The sequence below is a fragment of the Micromonospora sp. NPDC048169 genome, from assembly GCF_040652815.1.
Classification (GTDB): Bacteria; Actinomycetota; Actinomycetes; order Mycobacteriales; family Micromonosporaceae; genus Micromonospora.
The window spans coordinates 20,252-28,736 of the sequence record NZ_JBEZMS010000015.1 but is presented as its reverse complement, the minus strand read 5'-3'; the positions used below and the strand labels follow the sequence as shown (position 1 = coordinate 28,736).

Below are 8,485 nucleotides of genomic sequence, written 5' to 3'. Positions count from 1 at the left end.
TCTTTGTCCTTCCCGTTTATTTTTTCCCTCACCCACCCGCGCTTCTTGGTCGTTGCTCTGCCGCCGGCCTCCGCGATGGTTTCACCGGGCGCCCCGCCCCGGGCCGGGCGGGCGCCGGGACCGGGTCAGTGCGGGGAGTCCACGATGACCAGGATTGACGACGTCGCCCGACTGGCCGGGGTGTCCACGGCCACCGTCTCCCGGGCGCTGCGCGGCCTGCCGACGGTCTCGGCCGCGACCCGCCGCCGGGTGCTCGCCGCCGCCGAACAGCTCCAGTACGCGGTGTCGCCCAGCGCGAGCCGGCTGGCCGGTGGCCGGACCGGCACGGTGGCGGTGGTGGTGCCCCGGATCACCAGATGGTTCTTCGGCACCGTGGTCGAGGCGGTCGAGGAGTTCCTCCAGGACAGCGGCTACGACCTGCTGCTCTACAACCTCGGCGGCCGGGAACGGACCCGCCAGCGGGTGCTGCGCACGGCCAGCCTGCACAAACGCGTGGACGCGATCATCCTGGTCGCCACGCCGCTGCGGGCGGCCGACGTGCACACGCTGACGAAGCTGGGCCTGCCGGGCGTGACGATCAGCTCCGGCGGCCAGGTGCCCGGGTGGCCCTGCGTCCGGATCGACGACGTGGCCGCCGCCCGGACCGCCACCCGCCACCTGCTCGACCTCGGCCACACCCGGATCGCGCACATCTCCGGCGACCCGGACGACGAACTGGCCTTCACCACCCACCTGGACCGGCGGCGCGGCTACCAGGAGGCGCTGCGGGCCGCCGGGCTGCGACCCGACCCGAGCCTCGACGTCGAGTCCCGGTTCACCATCGACGGGGGCGCCCGGGCCACGGCGGAGCTGCTGGCCCGGGGCGAGCCGCCGACTGCCATCTTCGCCGCCTGCGACGAGATGGCGATGGGTGCGATCACCGCGCTGCGCGACGCCGGGCTTCGGGTGCCGCAGGACGTGAGCGTGATGGGCATCGACGACCACGACGTGGCCGGCGTGCTCGGCCTGAGCACCATTGCACAGCCCGCCGCCGACCAGGGAGTGCTCGCCGCCCGCATCCTGCTCGACCCGCTGGGGGTGCGGGTCACCGAGCCGTACCCCGGCCTGGTGCCCACGCCGCGCGGCGCCGACACGGGCGACGGGACGCCGCCCCCGGTGATCCTGCCCACTCGCCTGGTGGTGCGCGAATCGACGGCGCCGCCCCGGGCACACTGAATAACTCGCTCGTCCCGCACCACCCAGACAGGAGTAAGGCGCTGAACACCGACGCGACGCAGCAGGCCCCGGGCACCGGCTGGTGGACCGAGGCGGTCATCTACCAGGTCTACCCGCGCTCGTTCGCCGACTCCGACGGCGACGGGATCGGCGACCTGCCGGGCATCACGTCCCGGCTCGACCACCTCGCCGAGCTGGGAGTCGACGCGGTCTGGCTGTCCCCGTTCTACCCGTCCCCGCAGGCCGACGCCGGGTACGACGTGTCCGACTACCGCGACGTCGACCCGCTGTTCGGCACGCTCGCCGACGCCGACAAGCTGATCGCCGAGGCGAAGTCCCGCGGGCTGCGGGTGATCGTCGACCTGGTGCCCAACCACACCTCCTCCGCGCACCGCTGGTTCACCGAGGCCGTCGCCGCCGCGCCGGGCAGCCCGGAACGGCAGCGCTACGTGATCCGCGACGGCAAGGGCCCGGACGGCGCCGAGCCGCCGAACGACTGGGTGAGCGTGTTCGGCGGCCCCGCCTGGACGCGGCTGCCCGACGGACAGTGGTACCTGCACCTGTTCGACGCGGGCCAGCCCGACCTCAACTGGGACAACCCGGAGGTGCGCGCCGAGTTCCTCGACGTGCTGCGCTTCTGGCTGGACCGGGGCGTGGACGGCTTCCGGGTGGACGTGGCGCACGGCCTGATCAAGCAGGCCGACCTGGCCGACTGGCAGGAGCCGCAGGAGATCCTCTCCGGCAGCGAGGTGGACAAGCCGCGCCCGCCCATGTGGGACCAGGACGGCGTGCACGAGATCTACCGGGAGTGGCGGCGGGTGCTCGACTCGTACCCCGGTGAGCGGATCCTCGTCGCCGAGGCGTGGGTGGAGCCGGCCGAGCGGCTGGCCCGGTACGTGCGCCCGGACGAGATGCACCAGGCGTTCAACTTCGAGTACCTGATGGCCGCCTGGACCGCACCGGCCCAGTACGCGGTGATCACCCGTTCGCTGGAGGCCACCGACTCGGTCGGCGCGCCCACCACCTGGGTGCTGTCCAACCACGACGTGGTCCGGCACGCCTCCCGGCTCGGCCTCGGCAGCGGCGGCGGCCGGGCCAACGGCGTCGGCGTGGACGACCCGCAGCCGGACGCCGCGCTGGGCCTGCGCCGGGCCCGCGCGGCCAGCCTGCTGATGCTCGCGCTGCCCGGTTCCGCCTACCTCTATCAGGGTGAGGAGCTGGGGCTGCCGGAGCACACCACGCTGCCCGACGAGGCCCGGCAGGACCCGACCTGGAAGCGCAGCGGGCACACCGAGCGCGGCCGGGACGGCTGCCGGGTGCCGATCCCGTGGGAGGCCGACGCCCCGTCGTACGGCTTCGGGCCGACCGACGCGAGCTGGCTGCCCCAGCCGCCCGTGTGGGCCGAGTACGCGCTGGACCGGCAGCGCGGCGTGCCCGGCTCGACGTACGAGCTGTACCGGACCGCGCTGCGGCTGCGCCGCGAGCACGCGCTGGCCCGGGGACCGCTGCGGTTCCTGTCCTCCGGCGACGAGGTGCTCACGTTCACGAACGGCGACGTCACTGTGCTCACCAACTTCGGCGCGGACGCGGCGCCGTTGCCGGCCGGCGCCGAGGTGCTGGTGTCGAGCGCGCCGCTGGACGGCGACGTGGTGCCGACCGACGTGACGGTCTGGTTCCGGGTGTAAGGAAGGGCCCCTTATTAACGCCTGCGGTAGAGGAAGGGCCCCTTGTTAACGAGGGGCCCTTCCCTCTTCCAAACGCTCGGCGCGGGCGTGCAGCAGGTCGTGCACCTGCGCGATGTCCCGGGGCGACGTACGCGCGGCCAGCCAGTACATGATCCCGGTCGGGATGAAGAAGAGCTGGAACGCGGCCAGCCCGACGGCGTAGTTCAGCGGCGGCGGGAAGGCCGCCCGCAGCCCGGCGAACGCCACCCCGACCAGCCCGTTGCCGGCCGCCCGGCCGACGCCGTTCACCAGGTTGCCCAGGCTGTAGACGGTGCCCCGGTGCTCGGGCGGGTTGACGTCGGCGATCAACGCGAACCAGTTCGGCGAGTTCGCCGACGTCAGCGCCAGCGCCACCACCGCGGTGAGCAGGCTCAGCCCCACCGACGGCTCGGTCAGCACGCTGGCGAGCACGGCCGTCACCACCGCGCCGGCACCGGCGCCGTCCGGCACGTCGATCCGGATCGGCACGAAGAACAGGACCAGGTAGAACGGCAGCGCCGCGAGGATGCCCACGGCCGCGACCATGGCCCGGCCACTGGGCGTACGCCGTTGCAGCGCGTCGCCCACCAGGCCACCCACGATGGACAGCACGCCGCCGAGCTGGAACAGGGTGGCGAAGACGCTGCCCACCACCACTGCCGTCGCGGGCGAGTAGCCCTGCGCCTCGGCCCGCTGGCTGAACAGCACCGGCAGCCAGACCAGCGAGCCGAACGCGGCCTGCGCGGTCAGCCCCTGCAGGATCAGCCAGCGGTTGGTCCGGCGGGCCAGGATCCGGGGCAGGTCGGCGCGGCTGATCCGGTAGTCGTACTCGTTCCCGGCGTCGATCGCCCCGGCCAGCTCCGGTTCGCTCTGCCCGCGCCGGATGTCGTAGGTGAACAGGTACGCCACCGTGGCGGCCAGGCCCACGCCGGTCAGCAGCAGAAACGGCCGCCGCCAGTCGGTCGCGCCGATCAGGCCGCCGAGCAGCGTCCCGGCCAGCGTGCCGACGCCCTGGGACAGCCCCCAGAAACTCATCACCAGGCCGCGACGGCGCGGCGAGATCAGGTCGGTGACCACCGAGAAACCGACAGACCCCACCGCGCCGAGGCCGACAGCGCCGACGAACTGCGCGGCCAGGAACGTCACGTACCCCCCGGCGAGCGCGCTGCCCCCGGTGCCGGCGGCCCAGAGCAGCGTGCCGACCATGAGCAGCGGCTTGCGGTTGGTGCGGTCGCCGACGTACGCCCAGCCCACCGCCGCCACCGCGCTGACCAGAAAGCTGACGGCGGTGACCAGGCCGAGCATCCGCTGGGGCACGTCGAGGGCGGTGGAGATCGGCCCGTACAGCGGGGGCACCAGGCCGATCGCCACGTTGTCCAGCGAGGCGAGCACCACGAAGACCACGACGCTGTAGAACCGGTGTGCCGTGTTCCCGCGCCGGGAGATCCTGGTGCCCTTCATGCAGGGCAGCCAATCAGGTGCGGGCCGGATCCGGGACACCGCCCCCGGCCGGCGCGCGTGTTAAGAAGGGGCCCCTCCTCTACCGCAGGCGTTAAGAAGGGGCCCTTCCTTACCCCCGGGCGTGGGCGTAGCGCTCGCGGATGGCGGGGACCGCCTCACCCGTGTACTCCTCGGTGTCGCCGATCGACCAGGCGGGCGGGGTGTCGCCACCCAGCGCCACCCAGGCGGCCTGCCGGGCCGCGCCGTCGGCCACGTACTCGCCCGGCGGCGGCACCACCACCGGGCGGCCGAAGACCTGCGGCGCGATCCGGCGTACCGCGGCGGACCGGGCGCCGCCGCCGACCAGGATGATCCGGTCGGCGCGGGCGCCCTGCGCGATCAGCGCGTCCAGGCCGTCGGCCAGCCCGCAGAGCATGCCTTCGACCGCGGCCCGGGCCAGGTGCGCCGGGGTCGACGTGCGCAGCGTCAGGCCCTTCAGCTCGCCGGTGGCGTGCGGCCGGTCCGGCGTCCGCTCCCCCTCCAGGTACGGCACCAGCACCAGCCCGTCCGCGCCGGGCGGGGCGGACAGGGCCAGCTCGCCGAGCGTGTCGAGGTCGACGCCGAGCAGGGTCGCGGTGGCGTCCAGCACCCGGGCCGCGTTGAGCGTGCACACCAGCGGCAGGAACCGGCCGGTGGCGTCGGCGAACCCGGCCACCGCGCCGCTGGAGTCGGCGGCCGGGGTGTCGGCCACCGCGAAGACGGTGCCGGAGGTGCCGATCGAGACGACCACGTCGCCCGGTCCGGCGCCGGCGCCGAGCGCCGCGGCGGCGTTGTCCCCGGTGCCGGGGCCGAGGAGCATCCGGCCGCCGGCGCCCGGGCCTCCGGACGGACCGGCCGCGCCGTCGCCGAGCGCCGCCGGGTCCAGGTGCCCGGCCACCTCGGCCGGGCCGAGCACGACCGGCACCTCCGGGCGGCGGCCGAACGCCCGTTCCAGCAGGTCCAGCCGGTACTCGCCGGTGCGCGGCGACCAGTAGCCGGTGCCGCTGGCGTCGCCCCGGTCGGTGCGCAGCGCGTCCAGGCCCTGAGCGCCGGCGAGCCGCCAGGTGAGCCAGTCGTGCGGCAGGCAGACGGCGGCGACCCGGTCGGCGTTGTCCGGCTCGTGCCGGGCCAGCCAGCGCAGCTTCGTCGCGGTGAAGCTGGCCACCGGCACCGCGCCGGTCGCCTCGGCCCAGAACCGGCGGCCGGTCTCCCCGCCGCCGGCCTCCTCGACCAGGTCCCGGGCCGCGTCGGCGGACCGGGTGTCGTTCCACAGCAGCGCAGGTCGGACCACCTCACCGGAGGTGTCCAGGCAGACCATGCCGTGCTGCTGGCCGCCGACCGAGACGGCTGCCACGTCGGCCAGGCCGCCGGCCTCGGCCACCGCCGCCCGCAGCGCCTCCCACCAGGCGTACGGGTCGACCTCGGTGCCGGGCGGGTGCGGCGCGCGGCCCTGCCGGACCAGCGCGCCGGTCTCCGCGTCCCGGACGACCACCTTGCAGGACTGGGTCGACGAGTCGACCCCCGCGACGAGCGGCATGGCGGCCCGCCTCAGCGCGCGCCGAGCACGTGCTCGACGGCGAGCTGGTTGAGCCGGACGAAGCCGAAGCCCTTCGCCCCGGTGGCCTCCGGGTCGAACTCCTCGAACGCGGTCCGGTCGGCCAGCAGCTCGCGGTAGCCCTCGCCGGGGTTGAGCGTCGGGGTGGCCAGCTCGGCCACCCGGGCGACGGCGAGCGCCTCGATCACCTCCGGGTCGGCGCGGAACGCTGCGGCCCGCTCCTTGAGCAGCAGGTACGTGCGCATGTTCGCCTCGGCGGAGGCCCACACGCCGGTCATGTCCTCGGTGCGGGACGGCTTGTAGTCGAAGTGACGCGGGCCGTCGTAGGCCGGGCCGCCGTTCGGGCCGCCGTGCTCCAGCAGGTCGACCAGGGCGAACGCGTTGAGCAGGTCGCCGTGGCCGAAGACGAGGTCCTGGTCGTACTTGATGCCGCGCTGGCCGTTGAGGTCGATGTGGAACAGCTTGCCCTGCCAGAGCGCCTGGGCGATGCCGTGGGCGAAGTTCAGCCCGGCCATCTGCTCGTGGCCGACCTCCGGGTTGAGCCCGACCATCTCCGGGCGGGCCAGGGTGGAGATGAAGCCGAGCGCGTGGCCGACGGTGGGCAGCAGGATGTCGCCACGCGGCTCGTTCGGCTTGGGCTCCAGGGCGAAGCGCAGGTCGTAGCCGTTGTCGACGACGTACTCGCAGAGCAGGTCGACGGCCTCGCGGTAGCGGTCCAGCGCGGCCTGGACGTCCTTCGCGACGTCGTACTCGGCGCCCTCCCGGCCGCCCCACATGACGAAGGTCTTCGCGCCCATCTCGGCGGCCAGGTCGATGTTGCGCAGCACCTTGCGCAGCGCGTACCGGCGTACGTCGCGGTCGTTGCTGGTGAAGCCGCCGTCCTTGAACACCGGGTGGTTGAACAGGTTGGTGGTGACCATCGGCACGACCATGCCGGTCTCGTCGAGCGCCTTGCGGAAGCGGCTCAGCCGGGCGTCGCGGGTGGCCGCGTCCGCGCCGAACGGGACCAGGTCGTCGTCGTGGAAGGTGATGCCGTACGCGCCCAGCTCGGCGAGCCGGTGCACCGCCTCGACGGCGTCCAGCTCGGGCCGGGTGGCGTCGCCGAACGGGTCACGGGCGGGCCAGCCCACCGTCCAGAGGCCGAAGGAGAACTTGTCCGCGGGGGTGGGGCGGGGTGCCATGGCAGACCTCCAGGTGGTGGCGTCTTCCGTGATTTGTTCAGCGGTTGAATTAAATGGCGGCGATGTGGCAGTGTCAAGAGGTGACAAGCACCAGCACCGCCGGGGCGGTCCGGCAGGGCAGCCTGCGCGAGTTGAACCTCGCGGTGGTGCTCCGGCGGATCGCCGCCGCCGATCGACCGCCCTCGCGCGCCGGGATCGCCGCCGACACCGGCCTGACCCGGGCGACCGTCTCCGCAGTCGTGGACGACCTCATCGCGGGCCGGCTGGTCGCCGAGGCGGAGCCGGAGCCGCGTACCGGGGCGGGCCGCCCGGCCCGCGGCCTGGTGCTCGCCTCCGACGGCCCGGCCGGGCTCGGCCTGGAGGTGAACGTCGACTACCTGGCGGCCTGCGTCGTCGACCTGACCGGCGCCGTCCGGCACCACCTGGTCCGCCGCGCCGACCTGCGCCCGGTCTCCCCCGCTGACGCGCTCGCCCGGCTCGCCGCGCTGGCCGCCGAGGCGCGCGCCGCCGCCGTACGCGACGGGTTGACCCTGGCCGGCGCGGCGCTCGCCGTGCCGGGCCTGGTGGGCGACGGCGGCCTGGTCCGGCTCGCGCCGAACCTGGGCTGGCGGGACGTGGACGTGCCGGCGCTGCTCGCCGGGCACCCGCTGGCCGAGCCGGTCGACGGCGTGCCGCCGCTGGTGGTCGACAACGAGGCCAACCTGGCGGCGCTCGGCGAGCTGTACGCCGGCCCGGCCGGCCCGCGCAGCTTCCTGCACGTCACCGGCGAGATCGGCATCGGCGCCGGCATCGTGCTCGACGGCTCGCTCTACCGGGGCGCACGCGGCTGGAGCGGAGAGATCGGTCACTTCCCGGTGCAGCCGCAGGGGCGCCCGTGCCGCTGCGGTGGCCAGGGTTGCCTGGAGCGGTACGCGGGCCAGGAGGCGATCCTGGCCGCCGCCGGGCTGCCCGGCGCGGAACTGCCTGCCGACACCGCCGCCGCCCGGCTCGCCGACCTGGCCGGGGCCGGCGACGCGGCCACGCTGACCGCCCTGACCGACGCCGGCGCCGCCCTCGGAATCGCGGTGGCGGGCGTGGTGAACCTGCTGGATCTGGACACCGTGGTGCTCGGGGGCGGATATGCCCGGCTCGCGCCCTGGCTGCGGCCGCCGGTGGAGGCGGAGGTCTCCCAGCGGGTGCTCACCGCCGCCTGGGCGCCGGTGACGGTGCGCCCGGCCGTGCTCGGGGCGCAGTCGGCGGCGGTCGGCGGGGCCGGCTCGGTGGTGCGCCGGATCGTCGACCGGCCGGTGGGATGGCTGGCACGGGCCGCCTGACCTCGGATGATCCTGGACGGGCATTCCGTGCCCGCGCTC

General features: G+C 74.6%; 6 protein-coding genes. 3 read left to right on the top strand and 3 right to left on the bottom strand.

Annotation, left to right across the window (positions count from 1 at the left end; all coding sequences use genetic code 11):
- Positions 1-144: 144 nt before the first annotated feature.
- Together AB0D28_RS15465 and AB0D28_RS15460 are read left to right on the top strand one after the other, a co-directional pair.
- Positions 145-1,215: a LacI family DNA-binding transcriptional regulator gene (locus AB0D28_RS15465; RefSeq protein ID WP_357386187.1), complete on the top strand. Its 1,071-nt coding sequence runs from the start codon at positions 145-147 to the stop codon at positions 1,213-1,215.
- A 41-nt stretch (positions 1,216-1,256) separates the two neighbouring features.
- Positions 1,257-2,900, top strand: a complete 1,644-nt coding sequence (locus AB0D28_RS15460) for a glycoside hydrolase family 13 protein (RefSeq protein ID WP_357386368.1) — start codon at positions 1,257-1,259, stop codon at positions 2,898-2,900.
- A gap of 45 nt (positions 2,901-2,945) precedes the next feature.
- Here AB0D28_RS15460 and AB0D28_RS15455 read toward each other — a convergent pair whose 3' ends face one another.
- From AB0D28_RS15455 to xylA, 3 genes are all read right to left on the bottom strand, one after another.
- Entirely contained in the window at positions 2,946-4,379 is a 1,434-nt protein-coding gene (locus AB0D28_RS15455; RefSeq protein WP_357386185.1) for an MFS transporter, read from the bottom strand.
- A gap of 109 nt (positions 4,380-4,488) precedes the next feature.
- Positions 4,489-5,934, bottom strand: coding sequence for a xylulokinase (xylB, locus tag AB0D28_RS15450; protein ID WP_357386183.1), 1,446 nt, complete (start codon positions 5,932-5,934; stop codon positions 4,489-4,491).
- 11 nt (positions 5,935-5,945) lie between these two features.
- Complete coding sequence (gene xylA / locus AB0D28_RS15445; protein WP_357386182.1) at positions 5,946-7,133, bottom strand: xylose isomerase; 1,188 nt, start codon at positions 7,131-7,133, stop codon at positions 5,946-5,948.
- Between the two features lie 53 nt (positions 7,134-7,186).
- Here xylA and AB0D28_RS15440 point away from each other — a divergent pair, with 53 nt between their 5' ends.
- Positions 7,187-8,446: an ROK family protein gene (locus AB0D28_RS15440; protein WP_357386180.1), complete on the top strand. Its 1,260-nt coding sequence runs from the start codon at positions 7,187-7,189 to the stop codon at positions 8,444-8,446.
- The last annotated feature ends 39 nt before the right edge of the window (positions 8,447-8,485 follow it).

What these genes read in the sequence shown, in the direction of transcription:
- xylA (WP_357386182.1), bottom strand. Translation starts at nt 7,133, where the DNA reads ATGGCACCCCGCCCCACCCCCGCGGACAAGTTCTCCTTCGGCCTCTGG.
- AB0D28_RS15465 (WP_357386187.1), top strand. Translation starts at nt 145, where the DNA reads ATGACCAGGATTGACGACGTCGCCCGACTGGCCGGGGTGTCCACGGCC.
- xylB (WP_357386183.1), bottom strand. Translation starts at nt 5,934, where the DNA reads ATGCCGCTCGTCGCGGGGGTCGACTCGTCGACCCAGTCCTGCAAGGTG.
- AB0D28_RS15440 (WP_357386180.1), top strand. Translation starts at nt 7,187, where the DNA reads ATGGCGGCGATGTGGCAGTGTCAAGAGGTGACAAGCACCAGCACCGCC.
- AB0D28_RS15455 (WP_357386185.1), bottom strand. Translation starts at nt 4,379, where the DNA reads ATGAAGGGCACCAGGATCTCCCGGCGCGGGAACACGGCACACCGGTTC.